This window comes from Bradyrhizobium sp. CIAT3101 (assembly GCF_029714945.1).
Taxonomy (GTDB): Bacteria; Pseudomonadota; Alphaproteobacteria; order Rhizobiales; family Xanthobacteraceae; genus Bradyrhizobium.
This window is the reverse complement of record NZ_CP121634.1, coordinates 2,284,412-2,300,944: the sequence shown is the minus strand read 5'-3', so window position 1 is coordinate 2,300,944 and position 16,533 is coordinate 2,284,412. Positions and strand designations below refer to the sequence as shown.

Annotated in this window: 9 protein-coding genes; 7 read left to right on the top strand and 2 right to left on the bottom strand. The window is 64.3% G+C overall.

Translation table 11 applies throughout. The features are described from left to right. Positions 1-9 precede the first annotated feature (9 nt). Genes treS through treY form a run of 5 tightly spaced genes read left to right on the top strand, consistent with a single transcriptional unit; the run spans position 10 to position 12,064 of the window. The gene (gene treS, locus QA645_RS10745) at positions 10-3,303 is read left to right on the top strand and encodes a maltose alpha-D-glucosyltransferase (RefSeq protein WP_283050082.1); all 3,294 of its coding nucleotides are present in this window, start codon (positions 10-12) and stop codon (positions 3,301-3,303) included. Continuing rightward, on the top strand, positions 3,296-5,443 hold the full coding sequence (gene glgB / locus QA645_RS10740; RefSeq protein WP_283050081.1) for a 1,4-alpha-glucan branching protein GlgB: 2,148 nt from the start codon (positions 3,296-3,298) through the stop codon (positions 5,441-5,443). The genes treS and glgB overlap by 8 nt, the downstream gene beginning before the upstream one ends. 3 nt (positions 5,444-5,446) lie before the next feature. Then, positions 5,447-7,525: a glycogen debranching protein GlgX gene (gene glgX / locus QA645_RS10735; RefSeq protein ID WP_254195045.1), complete on the top strand. Its 2,079-nt coding sequence runs from the start codon at positions 5,447-5,449 to the stop codon at positions 7,523-7,525. Further along, positions 7,522-9,276, top strand: a complete 1,755-nt coding sequence (treZ, locus tag QA645_RS10730; RefSeq protein WP_283050080.1) for a malto-oligosyltrehalose trehalohydrolase — start codon at positions 7,522-7,524, stop codon at positions 9,274-9,276. Before glgX ends, treZ begins: the two co-directional genes overlap by 4 nt. Before the next feature lies 1 nt (position 9,277). Beyond that, complete coding sequence (treY, locus tag QA645_RS10725) at positions 9,278-12,064, top strand: malto-oligosyltrehalose synthase (RefSeq protein ID WP_283050079.1); 2,787 nt, start codon at positions 9,278-9,280, stop codon at positions 12,062-12,064. A gap of 3 nt (positions 12,065-12,067) precedes the next feature. On the opposite strand, the gene QA645_RS10720 is transcribed toward treY, so the two are convergent. Further along, positions 12,068-12,385 carry a polyhydroxyalkanoic acid system family protein gene (locus QA645_RS10720; protein WP_027529317.1) on the bottom strand — a complete coding sequence of 106 codons (318 nt, stop codon included), beginning with the start codon at positions 12,383-12,385 and terminating at the stop codon, positions 12,068-12,070. Positions 12,386-12,565: 180 nt separating this feature from the next. On the opposite strand from QA645_RS10720, the gene QA645_RS10715 reads away from it, so the two are divergent. Then, positions 12,566-12,730, top strand: coding sequence for a DUF3309 family protein (locus tag QA645_RS10715; RefSeq protein WP_007595743.1), 165 nt, complete (start codon positions 12,566-12,568; stop codon positions 12,728-12,730). Between the two features lie 124 nt (positions 12,731-12,854). On the opposite strand, the gene ligD is transcribed toward QA645_RS10715, so the two are convergent. Next, the gene (gene ligD, locus QA645_RS10710; RefSeq protein ID WP_283050077.1) at positions 12,855-15,527 is read right to left on the bottom strand and encodes a DNA ligase D; all 2,673 of its coding nucleotides are present in this window, start codon (positions 15,525-15,527) and stop codon (positions 12,855-12,857) included. Between the two features lie 119 nt (positions 15,528-15,646). Here ligD and QA645_RS10705 point away from each other — a divergent pair, with 119 nt between their 5' ends. Continuing rightward, a complete protein-coding gene (locus QA645_RS10705; RefSeq protein ID WP_283050076.1) occupies positions 15,647-16,531 on the top strand; it encodes a Ku protein in 885 nt (294 codons plus the stop codon). The last annotated feature ends 2 nt before the right edge of the window (positions 16,532-16,533 follow it).

The window sequence follows — 16,533 nt, the reverse complement described above, 5'->3', positions numbered from 1 at the left end:
GATCACGCCATGAATGTTTTGTCTTCCGTCGACACCAAGAAGGCCGAGGCTGCCGAGATCGTGGACGAGCTCTGGTACAAGGACGCCATCATCTACCAGCTCCACGTCAAGGCCTTTGCCGACAGCAACAATGACGGCATCGGTGACTTCGCCGGGCTGACCGAGAAGCTGCCTTACCTGCAGGATCTCGGCGTTACTGCGCTGTGGCTGCTGCCGTTCTACCCCTCGCCCGGCCGCGACGACGGCTACGACATCGCCGACTACGGCTCGGTCAATCCCGATTTCGGGACGATGAAGGACTTCAAGCGCTTCATCCAGGAAGCGCAGAAGCGGGGCCTGCGCGTCATCACCGAGCTCGTGGTGAACCACACCTCGGATCAGCACAATTGGTTCAAGCGCGCGCGCCGCAGCCCGGCCGGCTCGAGCGCCCGCGACTGGTATGTCTGGAGCGACACCGACCAGAAATACCAGGGCACGCGGATCATCTTCACGGATACCGAGAAATCCAACTGGACCTGGGATCCCGAGGCCGGTGCATTCTACTGGCACCGCTTCTTCTCGCATCAGCCTGATCTCAACTTCGACAATCCGCGCGTCGTCAGCGCCATCATCCAGGTGATGAAGCGCTGGCTCGACGCCGGCGTCGACGGCTTCCGGCTGGACGCGATTCCCTATCTCTGCGAGCGCGAGGGCACCTCGAACGAGAACCTCCCCGAGACGCATGCGATCATCAAGCGCCTGCGCCAGGAGCTTGACGCCTACTCCAAGGGAAAGCTGCTGCTGGCCGAGGCCAATCAATGGCCGGAGGACGTGCAGGAATATTTCGGCCGTGGCGACGAGTGCCACATGGCCTACCACTTCCCGCTGATGCCGCGCATCTACATGGCGATCGCGCAGGAGGACCGCTTCCCGATCACCGACATTCTGCGGCAGACGCCGGACATCCCCGCGAGCTGCCAATGGGCACTGTTCCTGCGCAACCACGACGAGCTGACGCTGGAGATGGTCACCGACGTCGAGCGCGACTACCTCTGGACCACCTACGCCAACGATCCGCGCGCGCGCATCAATGTCGGCATCCGCAGGCGTCTCGCGCCGCTGATGGACAACGACCGGCGCAAGATCGAGCTGATGAACTCGCTGCTGCTGTCATTCCCCGGCACGCCGATCATCTATTACGGCGACGAGATCGGGATGGGCGACAACATCTATCTCGGCGACCGCAACGGCGTGCGCACGCCGATGCAGTGGAGCCCGGACCGCAACGGCGGCTTCTCGCGCGCCGATCCCGCCCGCCTTTATGCGCCGCTGATCATGGACCCCGTTTACGGCTACGAGTCGGTCAACGTGGAGGCGCAGTCGCGCAGCCTGTCGTCGCAGCTCAACGCTACCAAGCGGCTGATCTCGGTGCGTAAATCGACGCTGGCTTTCGGCCGCGGCACCATGACGTTCATCCGCCCGGCCAACCGGTCCGTGCTCGCCTATGTCCGGCAATATCGCGACGAGGTCATCCTGTGCGTCGCCAATTTGTCGCGCGCGGCGCAGGCGACCGAACTCGACCTGACGCCGTGGAAGGACCGCATTCCGCAGGAGATGCTCGGCCGCACGCGCTTCCCGCCGATCGGCGAGTTGCCCTACATGATCACGCTGGGGCCGTACGGCTTCTACTGGTTCCAGCTCACCGAGCGCGACAAGTCCGAGCCGGTCGTGCCACGCGCGGTGCCGGAGTTCGAGACGCTGGTGGTGCCGGTCAATTCGAACTGGGTGTCGCTGGCGCGCGAGCGCGGCGTGTTCGAGCGCGACGTGCTGCCGGGCTTCCTGTCGCGGACGCGCTGGTACCCCGAGCACAATCCCAAGCACATCCAGGCCACGCTGACCTCGGCGGTGCCGTTCAGCGAAATCGGCGACAACCGGCCCTGGATCGCCTTCTTCGAGACGACGCAGGACGACGTAACGACGCGCTACGTGCTGCCGATGCAGATCGAATGGGTGCGCTTCGACCGCGAGCGTTTCAACCCGAAGGCGCTCGCCGCCGTGCGTCAAGGCGCGCGCGAAGGCACGCTGCTCGACGTCGCCACCGACCAGATCTTCATCGGGCTGTTCCTGCGAGGCTTGTCGCAGAACCTCGTGGTGGACGAGAACAATCTCCGGCTCGAATTCAAGCCGACCAGCCGATTCGCCGAATACACGATCAAGGAGCCGGCGCGTATCCGCGCGGTCGAGCAGTCGAACAGCACGGCCCTGGTCGACAACCAGTATGTCGCAAAAATCCATCGCCAGCTCGAGAGCGGCATCAATCCCGAGATCGAGATCGGCAGTTACCTGACCGAGATCGCCCGCTTCGCCAATGCGCCGGCGCTGCTTGGCAGCGTCGAGCTGGTCGAAGGCAATAGCCGCAGCGCGATCGGCGTCTTGCACGCCTATGTCGAAAACCAGGGCGACGGCTGGACCGTGACCACGGGCTATCTCGACCGCTACATCGATGAGCAGCGGCTGGGGCCGGTGGACGACATGCCCCGGGTGACCCAGGAGCAGGCGCCCTATCTGCACTTCATCGCGCAGACCGGCCGGCGGCTCGCCGAGCTGCACGTGGCCCTGGCCGCCGCAAAGGCCGCCGATCTCGCGCCGGAGCCGGTCAGTCCTGCGCACATCAAGCGCTGGACCTCGGATCTCAAGGCGCGCGCCGAGCGGGTCTTCGACCGGCTCGCCGACAGCCGGGATGGCCTGCGCGAGGGCGACAGGCCCCTGATCGACCAACTGGTCGCGGTACGCGCGACCCTGCCGGACCACATCAATGCGCTCTTGCCATCCGACATCGGTGGGTTGAACATCCGTCATCATGGCGACTTCCGCCTGGGGCAAACTCTGATCGTGAAGGACGACATCTTCATCATCGATTTCGACGGCGATCCGCATCTCGCTCTGGCCGACAAGCGGCGCAAGCTGCCTGCCGCGCGCGACGTGGCGGGACTGATCCGATCGATTGATCTTTCGGTTAACGCCGCACTTCATCGGGCCCTGTCCGGAGGCAGCGACGAGCAGGGCCGCCTGGCGGCCGCGCTCAGCGAATGGCGCGAACACGCCACTGCGACCTTCCTGTCCGCCTATCGCGAGGCCATGACCGATCGGCGGCTTTGGCCGCAAGAGAACCATTCCGCGGAAAGCATGTTAAGGTTTTTCCTGCTTGATCAAGCGTTCGACGAGGTAGAGTACGAGCTGTCCCACCGGCCGGAGGGGCTCAATGCGCCGCTGACCGGCCTGCTTCGCATTCTGTCCAGTGCCGAGAGCGAAGCCCATGCCTAAACTGCCAGCCGAAGCCTACGCGATCATCGAGGGCCGCCATTCCGACCCCTTCCACTATCTCGGGCTGCACCCCGAGGGGGACAAGAGCGTGGTGCGTGCCTTCCTGCCCGAGGCCTCCAATGTCGAGGCCATCGGCGAGCACGGCGAGGTGGCAAAGCTCGATCGGGTCCACGATTCAGGCCTGTTCATCGGCGCCCTGCCCAACGGCTCCAGGCACTACCAGCTCCGCGCCAAATTCGGCGACAACGTCGTCGAGTTCGAGGATGCCTACCGCTTCCCGCCGATCCTGACCGATTTCGACCTCTATCTGCTCGGCGAAGGCACCCATCAGCGCATCTACGACAAGCTTGGCGCGCATCCGATGCGGCTCGAAGGCATCGACGGCATCGGCTTCGTCGTGCTGGCGCCGAATGCGCGACGCGTCTCCGTGGTCGGTGACTTCAATTTCTGGGACGGGCGGCGTCATCCCATGCGGGTGCGCGGCGCCGGCTATTGGGAATTGTTCATCCCGAACGCCAAGGCCGGCGACCATTACAAATTCGAGATCATCGGACCACACGGCCATCTGCTGCCGCTGAAATCCGATCCCTTGGCGTTTGCGAGCGAGGTGCGGCCGAAGACGGCTTCGATCGTGTTCGACGAAGCGCATCTGCCGCGGCCACGTCCTGCGCCCGACGGCATCAACGCGCTGTCGGCGCCGATGTCGATCTACGAGGTCCATCTCGGATCGTGGCGACGCAAGAACGGCGACGAATGGCTGACCTATCGCGAGCTGGCCGAGCAGCTGCCGGCCTACGCCCGCGACATGGGCTTCACCCATCTCGAATTCCTGCCGGTGAGCGAACACCCTTTCGACGGCTCATGGGGCTATCAGCCGACCGGCCTCTACGCGCCGACCAGCCGCTTCGGTACGCCGGAGGATTTCGCCGCGCTCATCGACGCCTGCCATCGCGAGGGCATCGCCGTGCTGCTCGACTGGGTGCCCGGTCATTTCCCGGATGATCCGCACGGGCTCGGCAGCTTTGACGGCACCTCGCTCTACGAGCACGCCAATCCGCTGCAGGGCCGCCACCTCGATTGGGGCACGCTGATCTACAATTACGGCCGCACCGAAGTGACCAACTTCCTGGTGTCGAACGCGCTGTTCTGGCTGGAGCGCTACGCCATCGACGGCCTGCGCGTCGATGCAGTGGCGTCCATGCTCTATCTCGACTACAGCCGCCCGCCCGGCGCCTGGATTCCGAACCAGTATGGCGGCCGCGAGAACATCGAGGCCATCAACTTTCTGCGCCGCTTCAACACGGAATTGTTCGCCCGCTTTCCGCAGGCGACCACGGCCGCCGAAGAATCCACCGCATGGCCGCAGGTCTCGCGCCCGGTCGAGTTCGGCGGGCTCGGCTTCGGCTACAAGTGGAACATGGGCTGGATGCACGACACGCTGAATTACATCAGCAAGGATCCGATCCATCGCAAGCATCATCACGGCGAGATCCTGTTCGGCCTGCACTACGCGTTCTCCGAGAATTTCATCCTGCCGCTGTCGCATGACGAGGTGGTGCACGGAAAGCGCTCGCTGCTCGGCCGCATGCCCGGCGACGAATGGCAGCGCTTCGCGAACTTGCGCGCCTATTACAGCTTCATGTTCGGCCATCCCGGCAAGAAGCTGCTGTTCATGGGGGCCGAGATCGCGCAGAGCCGCGAGTGGAATCACGACCAGTCGCTCGACTGGCACCTGCTCGAGTATAAATATCATTCGGGCATCCAGGCGCTGATCCGCGATCTCAACCGGATCTATCGCGCCGTGCCGGCGCTGCACCAGATGGATTGCGACCAGGCCGGCTTCGAATGGCTGATCACGGACGACGCCAACCGCAACGTGTTTGCCTGGCTGCGCAAGGGATTTGACGAGCACGCGCGGTGCCTGGTGATCGTCAACTTCTCACCCAACGTCTACCGCAACTACCGCGTCCGCGTCCCCTTCGCCGGCAAGTGGAAAGAGGTGTTCAATTCGGACTCCGCCCATTATGGCGGCACCAATGTCGGGAACATCGGCGAGGTCCAGACCGTTGACGGCAAGGCGCCCGAGCTCCGCCTCACCATTCCGCCGCTCGCTGCGATCTTCCTCGTTCCGGAAAGCTGACACATGCGCCTGACTGCCGGATCGCCCGCACGCCTCGGTGCAAGCTGGGACGGACGCGGCACCAATTTTGCGCTGTTTTCCGCCAACGCGCAGAAGGTCGAGCTGTGCCTGTTCGACAGCCAGGGCCGGCGCGAGCTCGAACGGATCGAGCTGCCGGAGCGCACCGAGGACGTCTGGCACGGCTATCTCAACGACGTTTCGCCGGGCCAGCTCTACGGCTATCGCGTGCACGGCCCCTACGAGCCCGAGCACGGCCACCGCTTCAACGCCAACAAGCTGCTGCTCGATCCCTACGCCAAGCGGCTCTCGGGGCGGCTCGTCTGGAGTGACGCGCATTTCGCCTACCGTACCGGCTCGGCGCGCGAGGATCTGTCGTTCGATCGGCGCGACAATGCGCGCGGCATGCCCAAGGGTGTCGTCGTCGACGAGACCTTCAACTGGGGCCGCCGCGAGATCCGGCCCAACATCCCCTGGGAAGACACCATCATCTACGAGGCTCACGTCAAGGGACTGACGCAGAAGCGCGACGACGTGCCGCCGAATTTGCGTGGCACCTATGGCGGCCTGTCCTCTCCGGCGATGATCGAGCATCTGAAGAAGCTCGGCGTCACCACGGTCGAGCTGCTGCCGATCCATGCCTTCGTCGACGACCGCGTGCTGGTGGAGAAGAAGCTCGCCAATTACTGGGGCTACAATACGCTGTCCTTCTTTGCGCCGGAGCAGCGCTATGCCCAGGACAACGCGCTCGATTCCTTCCGCACCACTGTGGCGCGGCTGCACGATGCCGGCATCGAGGTGATGCTCGACGTCGTCTACAACCATACCGCCGAAGGCAATCATCTCGGCCCGACGCTGTGCTATCGCGGCATCGACAATGCCTCCTACTACTGGCTGAATCGCGAGAACCCGCGCTATTACGACGACTTCACCGGCTGCGGCTCGTCGGTCAACCTCACTCATCCGCGCGTGCTGCAGATGGTGATGGATTCACTGCGCTACTGGGTCGAGGTCTGCCACGTCGACGGCTTCCGTTTCGACCTCGCCACGACGCTCGCGCGCGGGCCGAACGGCTATGATCGCGGCATCTCGTTCCTCACCGCGATCCGGCAGGACCCGGTGCTCGCGACCGTCAAGCTCGTTGCCGAACCATGGGACCTCGGCCTCGGCGGCTACCAGGTCGGCGCCTTCCCCTCGCAATGGTCGGAGTGGAACGACCGCTATCGTAGCGCCATGCGCCGCTACTGGAGCGGAGAAGGCAGCCTGATCGGCGACATCTCCAGCCGCATGACGGCGTCCTCCGACCTGTTCAACCATGACGGACGGCGCCCCCGTGCCAGCATCAACCACATCACCGTGCATGATGGTTTCACGCTGGCCGACCTCTTCAGCTACAACGAGAAGCATAACGAGGCCAACGGCGAGGACAATCGCGACGGCTCGAACGACAACCACAGCAACAATTGCGGCGTCGAAGGCCCGACCGACGATCCCAATATCCTCAGCCTGCGGCGGCAGCTGCGCAAGAATGTGCTGGCCTGCCTGATGCTGGCGCAGGGCATTCCCCTGATCCTCGCCGGCGACGAGGTCGGCAATACGCAGTCCGGCAACAACAACGCCTATTGCCAGGACAACGAGGTCGGCTGGGTCGGCTGGGACAATCTCGGCAAGGACGGCGACGACATGGTCGATTTCGTCGCCGATCTCGCCGGCATCCGCCAGAAGTTCTCGCAGCTGCGCAGCCATCGCTGGCTCGATGGCCGGCCCAAGGACGGCATCTCCTACGGCGCGCTGTGGCTGACCCCCGCGGGCGACGAGATGACGGAGAGCGACTGGACATTTCCCGATGGCCGGTTTCTCTCTTATGTGATGGGGCCGATGGAACCGGGCAGCGCGGCGATCTTTATCGTACTGAACGCCGCCCCCGAAGAGATCGCATTCAAATTGCCGAAAATGCCCGAATACAAAAGCTGGCAGCAGATCCTGAACACGACGGATGCCAAGCTGAACAGCATTGATTTCCTGCCCGGAAGCGACAGCAAGGCGCCGCCGCGCTCCGTGCTCGCCTTCGCGGGGGCGCTATGAGGCCATCCTTCGGGGCGAAGCCGACCAGGGACGGCGTCTCGTTTCGTTTGTGGGCGCCCGGCGCGCGTCGGGTCGATCTCCTGCTCGACCGACGACACGCCATGCAGCGCCGGCAGGATGGCTGGTATGTCGCCGAGATCGCCGGCCTGCCGGTCGGCAGCACCTACAAATTCAGGATCGACGACGAGATCGACGTGCCTGATCCCGCATCCGCGTTCCAGCCGGAGGACGTGTTCGGCGCGAGCGAAGTGATCGACCACGATTCCTTCGCGTGGCGCGCCAGGGATTGGCGCGGCCGCCCTTGGGAAGAGGCCGTGCTGCTCGAGACCCATGTCGGCACCTTCACGAACGATGGCACCTACCGCGCCATGATCGGCAAGCTCGATCATCTCGTCGCGACCGGCATCACCGCGCTCGAACTCATGCCGCTGGCCGATTTCGCCGGCGGCCGCGGCTGGGGCTATGACGGCGTGCTGTGGTATGCGCCCGACAGCGCTTATGGTCGGCCCGAACAACTGAAGGCGCTGATCGACGAAGCCCATCTGCGCGGGCTGATGGTGTTTCTCGACGTCGTCTACAATCATTTCGGGCCCGAAGGGAATTATCTCGGCCGCTACGCACCGACCTTCTTCACCGACGCGCACACGCCCTGGGGCAGCGCGATCGATTATCGCGTGCCTCAGGTGCGAGCGTTCGCGATCGAGAATGCGTTGTCCTGGCTCAGCGACTACCGTTTCGACGGGTTGAGGCTGGACGCTGCCAACCACATCATGGCGATCCCCGGCGAGCAGTCGATGCTGCACGACCTCAGCGCTGCCGTAGGCGAGCTCGCCAAGGCCACCGGGCGGCACATTCATCTGGTGCTGGAGAACGGCGACAACCGCGCCAGCCTGCTCGATGCGGCGCAGGAGCCGCCGAACGGCAAATATCGCGCGCAGTGGAACGATGATTATCACCACGCCTGGCATGTGATGCTGACCGGCGAGCTCGCCGGCTATTACGCGGACTATCAGACGCCGCGCATGGATCTGGCCCGCGCGCTCGCCTCGGGCTTCGTCTATCAGGGCGAGATCTCGGAATTCTGGGGCAAGAAGCCACGCGGCGAGGCCAGCGGCGAGCTGCCGCCGGCGACCTTCGTCAACTTCCTGCAGAACCACGACCAGATCGGCAACCGCCCGCTTGGCGACCGGTTGGAAAGCCTGGCACCGCCACGGCAGATCGAGGCCGCACTCGCGGTGACGCTGCTGGCGCCGATGGTGCCAATGCTGTTCCAGGGCGAGGAATGGGGCTCGACCGTGCCCTTCCCGTTCTTCTGCGATTTCCAGGGCGGCCTTGCCGACGCCGTGCGCAACGGGCGCAAGCAGGAATATGCCTGGGCCTACGACAAATACGGCGACGAGGTGCCCGATCCGCTCGATCCCGCCACGCCGCAATCGGCCGTGCTCGACTGGGCCGGCCGCACGCCGGCGCAGGATGCGCGGCTGGCGCTGGTGCGTGAGCTGCTCACGCTTCGGAGCAAGGAGATTATGCCGCGCCTGAAGGGCGCGCGCTTCGGCGATGCCGAGGCGGCCGATAATGGCCTGCTCACCGCGCATTGGCGCATGGGTGACGGCACGACGCTGCGCCTGACGGCCAATCTGTCGGACAAGGACATCATTTATTCCAACGGACATGCAGGCGCGCCGCTCTGGGGCACCGCAAGTGACAATCGGCTCACGCCGTGGTCGGTGCTCTGGCATCTCGGAGGTTGATATGCCTTCCGCGATTCCTCTCGCGACTTACCGGCTTCAGCTCACCGCGGATTTCGACTTCGACAAAGCCGCCGCGGTGGTGCCTTATCTGAAGGCGCTGGGGGTCACGCATCTCTACGCCTCGCCGGTGATGAAGGCGCGCAAGGGCTCGACCCACGGCTACGACACCGTCGATCACAGCCAGTTCAATCCAGAGCTTGGCGGCGAGGCCGGCTTTGCGCGGCTGAGCGAAGCGCTTAGAGAGAACGATCTCGGCCTCATCATCGACTTCGTGCCGAACCATGTTGGCGTACACTTTGCCGACAATCCCTGGTGGCTCGACGTGCTGGAATGGGGCCAGACCTCACCGCACGCGGTCGCCTTCGATATCGACTGGGACCTGCTGCCGCACCGCGCCCGCGGCGGCGTGCTGCTGCCGATCCTCGGCTCGCCCTATGGCGAAGCGCTCGAGCGCGGCGAGATCGAGCTGCGCTACGACGCGGACGAAGGCAGTTTTTCGGCCTGGTACTTCGAACATCGCCTTCCGATCGCGCCGGAGCGCTATGGCGAAATGCTGCGCGTGATCGTGAAGGAAGCGGACGCCGCCGATACCGTCGCCGGCAAACGCCTGCTTTCACTTGCCGCCCGCTACACGGGCCTGCGCCGGCCGAACCGCAAGGAGGCACCCGGCTTCAAGGCCGAGCTGAAGGAGATCGCAGGCAGCGCCGACATCATCACCCATGGCCTCGCCGCCTATCGCGCCGCCAAGGATCGCCCGGCGCAGACGCTGGCGCTGCATCATCTGCTGGAGCGGCAGCACTACAAGCTCGGCCACTGGCGGCTTGCCTCCAGCGACATCAACTATCGCCGCTTCTTCGACGTCAACGGGCTCGCAGGTCTGCGCGTCGAGGATCCGAGCACGTTTGCCGCCACGCACCGGCTGGTGAAGCAAATCGTCGCCGAGGGCAAGCTGCAGGGCATCCGCCTCGATCACATCGACGGCCTGCGCGATCCCGCGCAATATTGTCAGCGGTTGCGGCGGCTGGTGCGCGACGCGCAAGGCGCAACGAAGCCGTTCTACACGGTGATCGAAAAGATCCTGTGCGAGCACGAAAAGCTGCCGCACTTCGCCGGCGTTCAGGGCACCACCGGCTACGAATGGATGAACGCCATCACCCAGGTGCTGATCGACGCCAAAGGGTTGGAGGCGCTGGACGAGACCTGGCGGCAGATCAGCAACCGGTCGCCGCGGCTCGCGCCCTACGTCAAGGACGCCAAAAGGCGCGTGCTGGAGACGCTGCTGACCAGCGAATTCACCGTGCTGACGCGGCTGCTCGCGCGTATCGCCAACGGGCATTACTCGACCCGCGACTTCTCCGCCGACAGCCTGCGGCAGGCACTGGAACTGTACGTGCTGCACTTCCCGGTCTATCGCACATACCTGACGCATAGCGGCCCGACTGCGCTCGACCGAAAGCTGATCGACGACACCATCGAGCGCGCCCGCGCCGAATGGTTCGCCGCCGACGACGGCATTTTCGACTTCTTGCGCGATGCGCTGACGATGGATCTGCTCAAGCCAGGCCGCCCGCCGCACAGCGCCCCACGCGTGCGCCGCTTCGCGCTGAAGGTGCAGCAGTTCACCGGGCCGATGATGGCGAAATCGCTGGAGGACACGGCGTTCTATCAATTCCACCGGCTGCTGGCATTGAACGAGGTCGGTGGCGATCCCGCCAGCCAAGGCCTCACCATTCCCGCCTTCCACGAGGCGATGCGGGCCCGCGCCAGGGAATGGCCGCAAGGGATGACGGCAACGGCCACCCACGACACCAAGCGCGGCGAGGATGCACGTGCGCGGATCGCGGGCTTAAGCGAAATTCCCGGCGAATGGACCAGCGCAGTGGCGCGGTGGAAGGTGCTGAACGCGCCGCACCTTGCGCTGCACGGCAATCTGCGCGCCCCCTCGGCAACCTTCGAGTACATGCTCTACCAGACCCTTCTCGGCGCGTGGCCGCTCCAAGGGCCGGCCGATGCCGGCTTCGTCGCGCGCATCCAGGCCTATGCGTTGAAGGCGGCGCGCGAGGGCAAGGAAGAGACGAGTTGGCTCAATCCGCATGAAACCTATGAGGACGGCGTAAAGGGCTTCATCGAGAAGATCCTGGATCCTGCGCTGTCCGGTGAATTCCTGGAGGCGCTCCGGACCCTCGCCCGCCGCGTCGCGTTGCTCGGGGCGCTGAACTCGCTGAGCCAGCTGACGCTGAAGGCGACGCTGCCGGGCGTGCCCGATTTCTATCAGGGCACCGAATACTGGGACCTGTCGCTGGTCGACCCGGACAACCGCCGCCCGGTGGATTTTGCTTCGCGCCAAATGGCGCTGGCGTCGATGGAAACGCCGGACTGGGGTGGTCTGATCAAGACCTGGCCGGACGGGCAGCTCAAGCTGGCCTGGACGCGGCACCTGCTCAAGCTGCGCAACGCGCTCGCCGACGTCTTCGCCCAGGGAGATTATCGGCCGCTCGACGTCCGCGGCACACACGCGGACCATGTCATCGCGTTTGCCCGCACCCGTGGCCGCGCTGCGGCGATCGTCGTGGTCGGCCGGCAATTTGCGCCCTTCACGCAAGCGGGGCGGGAGTGGCCCACGCTGGAGGGTCTTGACGCGACCGTCGACATCAGCGGCTACACCGCGCCCGGTTTTGCGGGCAACGAATGGCCGCTCGCGCAAGCTTTCCGCGATCTTCCCGCGGCGGTCATCGCGGGCCGCGCGGCAAGCGCCATCAGGCACGCGCGGAAACCCGCGCGCGCCTGACGCCTATTTCCCCTCGTCCTTGGTCAGCAGCAATTGTCCGCGCTTTCGGATGGTCGCCTGCGCCATCTCGGCAAAGCGCTGCAACAGCCACGGCAACACCACCTGAACCTTGACGTGGTCGTCGGCAACGTCGACCTGGCCGCTCGCGATCTGCCCGAGCGCGCGGATGCGGAAATTCATGCTATCGCCGCTCCAGCGCTCCTCTTCGACCTGCATCACGGGAATGCTCGCCGCGGCGCGGCCGAGCCCGGTCTTGAGCCGGCGCACGGCTTCCTCGCGGCCCAGACGATGCGGAATGGAGACGACAAGCGGTGCTGACATGGCCCTGCCCTGTGCTGACTGTTCTCACATAGTCATGTCGGCCGGACGGTCAAAGGTTCCATGCAAGTCGGGACCTGTCGACCCGTTTCAAATCCGGAACTTTAAAACCTGCGGCAAGTTGCCCTCGCACAACGGGACAGGTGCAACGACCCTTTCAACAAAGGGCTGGAGGAGATTAGCATGTCTATCGGTACGATCATTCTGATCATCTTGGTTATCGCGCTGCTCGGCGGCTTTAGCGGCATCGGCGGCGGGCCGTTCTACGGCACCGGCTATTACGGCGGCGGCGGCCTCGGACTCGTCATCGTCATCCTGCTGATCTTGCTATTGCTGGGGCGGATCTAGCCGAGACTTCGTAGGGTGGGCAAAGGCGCACTTGCGCCGTGCCCACCTTCACGCTCGACGGCAAAAATATCGTGGGCACGCTTCGCTTTGCCCACCCTACGAGAACCGCGCTCGTGGCGCGAACCTACTTCACTTTCACCGCAAGCTTCTTCGCCGCCGTCTTGATCGACGCGGCCGCATCGTCATAGCCATCCCATGCCTTCGACCGCGCCAGCAGGCCGGGCACGGTCCGCACCGTGTATTTCTTCGGATCGAGATCGCCCTTCACCTGCGGCCACGTGACCGGCATCGACACGGTCGCGCCATGGCGTGCACGCGGCGATAGCGGCGCCACCGCCGTCGACAGGCGATCGTTGCGCAGATAGTCGAGAAAGATCTTTCCGTTGCGGAGCTTCTTCGACATGTTGAGCAGATAGCGCTCGGGATCGTCATCGGCCATCCACTGGCAGACGCCTTGCGCAAACGCCTTGGCTTCCTTCCAGCTCACCTTGTCGCGCGCGCCATGGAGGAGCGGCACCACCACGTGCAGGCCCTTGCCACCGGTGGTCTTGCAAAAGCTCTCCATGCCGACATCGGTGAGCCGCTGCCGCATCTCCTTTGCCGCTTCGACGACATCGGCAAATTTGACGTCAGGCGCGGGGTCGAGGTCGAACACCAGGCGGCCCGGCGTGTCATAGGCGTCCGGCGCGCAATTCCAGGGATGCAGCTCGACGCCGCCGATCTGCGCGACCGCGGCAAGCCCCTCGACGCGATCGATCTGCAAATACGGTTTGCGATCACCGGACACCTTTGCGAGTTCCAGCAGGCTCGACGTCCCCTGCATGGCATGGCGCTGGAAGAATTTTTCGCCATTGATGCCGTCGGGGGCACGCAAGATCGAGCATGGCCGCCCCTCGATATGCGCGATCATCCAGGCGCCGACCGCTTCGAAATAGCGCGCGAGATCGAGCTTGGTGACCCCCTCGCCGTCGCCGCCGTCCGGCCACAGCTCCTTGTCGGGCTTCGAGATGACGACGCCCATCACCTCGGCGGTACTCTTCGCTTTGGCAGGCTTCGCCGCAACGCGCTTCCTGGCGGAGGGCTTGGCAAGCTCGGTATCCGCAGGCGTTTCCGCCTCAACCTCCGCGGCCGGCTTGTCCTGCCGCAGCCCCTTGAAGGCGGCCTGACGGATATTGCCGTCGGCAGTGAACCCGGCGAATTCGATCTCAGCCACCAGTTCGGGCCTGACCCAGTGCACGTCGCGCGTCTTCTTCGGCGCATTCTTGCCGCCGAACGGGCTTTCGTTCGACGCCGCCTCTTTCAGAAACGGCATGATACGCTTGACCTTGTCGGCGCCAAAACCGGTGCCGACGATGCCGACATAGGCGAGATGATCGCCGCGATAGACGCCGGCCATCAGCGAGCGGAATTTCCCGGCCGTCGTCTTCCAGCCGCCGATCACGACCTCCTGACCGGCGCGGGACTTTGTCTTGGTCCAGCCTTCTGTGCGCCCCGAGCGGTAGGGTGCATCGAGCTTCTTCGAGACGATGCCTTCCAGCTCGAGCTTTAGGGCCGATTGCAGCACCGTGTCGCCATCGCTCTCGAAATGTTCGACGTAGCGGATCTGGTTCGATTTGCGCTTGCGTGCCGCCAGAATTTCCCTGAGCCGCGCCTTGCGCTCGCCGAGCGGCAAGCGGCGATAGTCGAGGCCCTCGGCAAACAAGAGATCGAAGGCAAAGAAGATCAGGTCCTCGGTCTTACCGTCGGACAATGCGGCCTGCAGCGACGAAAAATTTGGGGCGCCGCTTTGATCCAGCGCGACGATCTCACCATCGATCATGGCGTCCGGCAGCGCGCCGGCCTCTTGCGCGATCGCGGCGAACTTGTCGGTCCAGTCGAGCCCCGTCCGCGTCTTCAGCGTCGCCTTGCCGCTCTCGACCCGGAGCTGCATGCGATAACCGTCGAACTTGATCTCGTGGCACCAGCGATCGCCTGACGGGGGACGCTCGACCGGCGTACAGAGCTGTGGCGCGACGAAGTCCGGCATCTCAGAGACCCGACTGGCATTCGTTGCCGTCGTAGCCTTCTTCTTCGCGCCCTTGGTTTTGAGGACCGTTCCGGCCTTCAACGCCGCGCGGGGTGCAGCCTTGACCGTACGCCCCTTCGTCTCCTCGGCGCGGTTCGACTGCCAAACGGCATCTGCCTTGCCTCTGCCCTTCGCCAGCATGAAGGGCTTCGGCGCACGCCCCTTGCCGCCGGCGATCTGATCCATGGCACGCCCAGAGGCAACGGACTTGTCCTCGCTGAGAATATCCTCATCCTCGCTGGCATATTCGTCGCGATGCTTGATCAGCAGCCAGTTGGTGCGCTTGCCGCCGTCGCGATCATGCCGCATCCGCACCAGCACCCAGCTGCCGTGCAGCTTGTCGCCGTGAAGCGTGAACTTGAGATCGCCCTTCTTGAAACCGGCCTGGGGATCATCGGATTCCCAGGTGCCGCGGTCCCACAGCATGACCGTGCCGCCGCCATATTGGCCTTCGGGAATGGTCCCTTCGAAATCGCCATAGTCCAGCGGATGGTCCTCGACCTCGACAGCCAGCCGCTTGTCGTGCGGATTGAGCGATGGCCCCTTCGTGACCGCCCAGGACTTGAAGACGCCGTCGAATTCGAGGCGGAAGTCGTAATGTAGCCGGGTGGCGTCATGTTTCTGGATCACGAAACGACGCTGCTTCGACGGCGCGACTGCCGTCTTTCCCGAGGGTTCTGGCGTCTTTTCAAAGTCGCGTTTCTGTCGGTAGGTGGAAAGTTTTCGCAGCACGACCGGTCCCGCATTCTCTCGTCGCTTTGAAGCCTATCACGGCAAAAGTCTCCATCGGAACCAAAACCCGGGGGCCCGGTTGGAGTTCCTGAAAAGCCTTGAAATCACTGGAGAATGGAATGGCCCCGCGCGCCTATTGGAAGGGAACGTTGAAGCTGTCGCTGGTCAGCTGCCCGGTCGTGCTCTACCCCGCGACCACGACGGCCGAGAAGACCCGCTTTCACATGATCAATCGCGAGACCGGCAATCGGCTCAAGCAGCAGATGGTGGATTCCGAGACCGGCGATGTCGTCGAGAGCGACCAGAAGGGACGCGGCTACGAGCTCCGCAAGGGCAGATATGTCGAGATCGAGCCGGAGGAGCTCGAGGCGGTGCAGATCGAGAGCAACCACACCATCGACATCGAAAGCTTCGTGCCGAGCGAGGAGATCGACCAGCGCTACCTCAACCACCCCTATTACATCGCGCCCGAAGGCAAGGCCGCGGCGGATGCGTTTGCCGTGATCCGCGACGCCATGAAGGATCAGGACCGCGTGGCGCTCGCAAAGATCGTGCTGACCAATCGGGAGCACATCATCGCGATCGAGCCGCTCGGCAAGGGCCTGCTCGGTACGACCTTGCGCTTTCCCTACGAGCTGCGTGACGCGGACGAGTTCTTCGACGACATCAAAAGCCCGAAAATCACCAAGGACATGGTCGAGCTCGCAGGGCACATCCTGCACACCAAGGCCGCCCACTTCGACCCGAGCAAGTTCAAGGACGAGTACGAGACGGCCCTGAAGACCCTGGTGAAGCGCAAGGCCAGCGGCAAGACGATCGCGTTACCGGAGCGAGAGGAACGCCCGAGCAACGTCGTCAGCCTGATGGATGCGCTGAAGCAGAGCCTGAAGGGACGTGGCGGGAAGAAGGCGGCAGCGAAGTCGCATGCGCGCCGGGTGACGAGGCGGCAGCGGGCTGCGAAGAAGACGCAGCGGTCGACGGCGCGGCAGAGGAAGGCGGGGTGATT

Excerpts from the sequence above, each read along its gene's own strand:
- treS (WP_283050082.1), top strand. The coding sequence starts at position 10 with ATGAATGTTTTGTCTTCCGTCGACACCAAGAAGGCCGAGGCTGCCGAG.
- glgB (WP_283050081.1), top strand. The coding sequence starts at position 3,296 with ATGCCTAAACTGCCAGCCGAAGCCTACGCGATCATCGAGGGCCGCCAT.
- glgX (WP_254195045.1), top strand. The coding sequence starts at position 5,447 with ATGCGCCTGACTGCCGGATCGCCCGCACGCCTCGGTGCAAGCTGGGAC.
- treZ (WP_283050080.1), top strand. The coding sequence starts at position 7,522 with ATGAGGCCATCCTTCGGGGCGAAGCCGACCAGGGACGGCGTCTCGTTT.
- treY (WP_283050079.1), top strand. The coding sequence starts at position 9,278 with ATGCCTTCCGCGATTCCTCTCGCGACTTACCGGCTTCAGCTCACCGCG.
- QA645_RS10720 (WP_027529317.1), bottom strand. The coding sequence starts at position 12,385 with ATGTCAGCACCGCTTGTCGTCTCCATTCCGCATCGTCTGGGCCGCGAG.
- QA645_RS10715 (WP_007595743.1), top strand. The coding sequence starts at position 12,566 with ATGTCTATCGGTACGATCATTCTGATCATCTTGGTTATCGCGCTGCTC.
- QA645_RS10705 (WP_283050076.1), top strand. The coding sequence starts at position 15,647 with ATGGCCCCGCGCGCCTATTGGAAGGGAACGTTGAAGCTGTCGCTGGTC.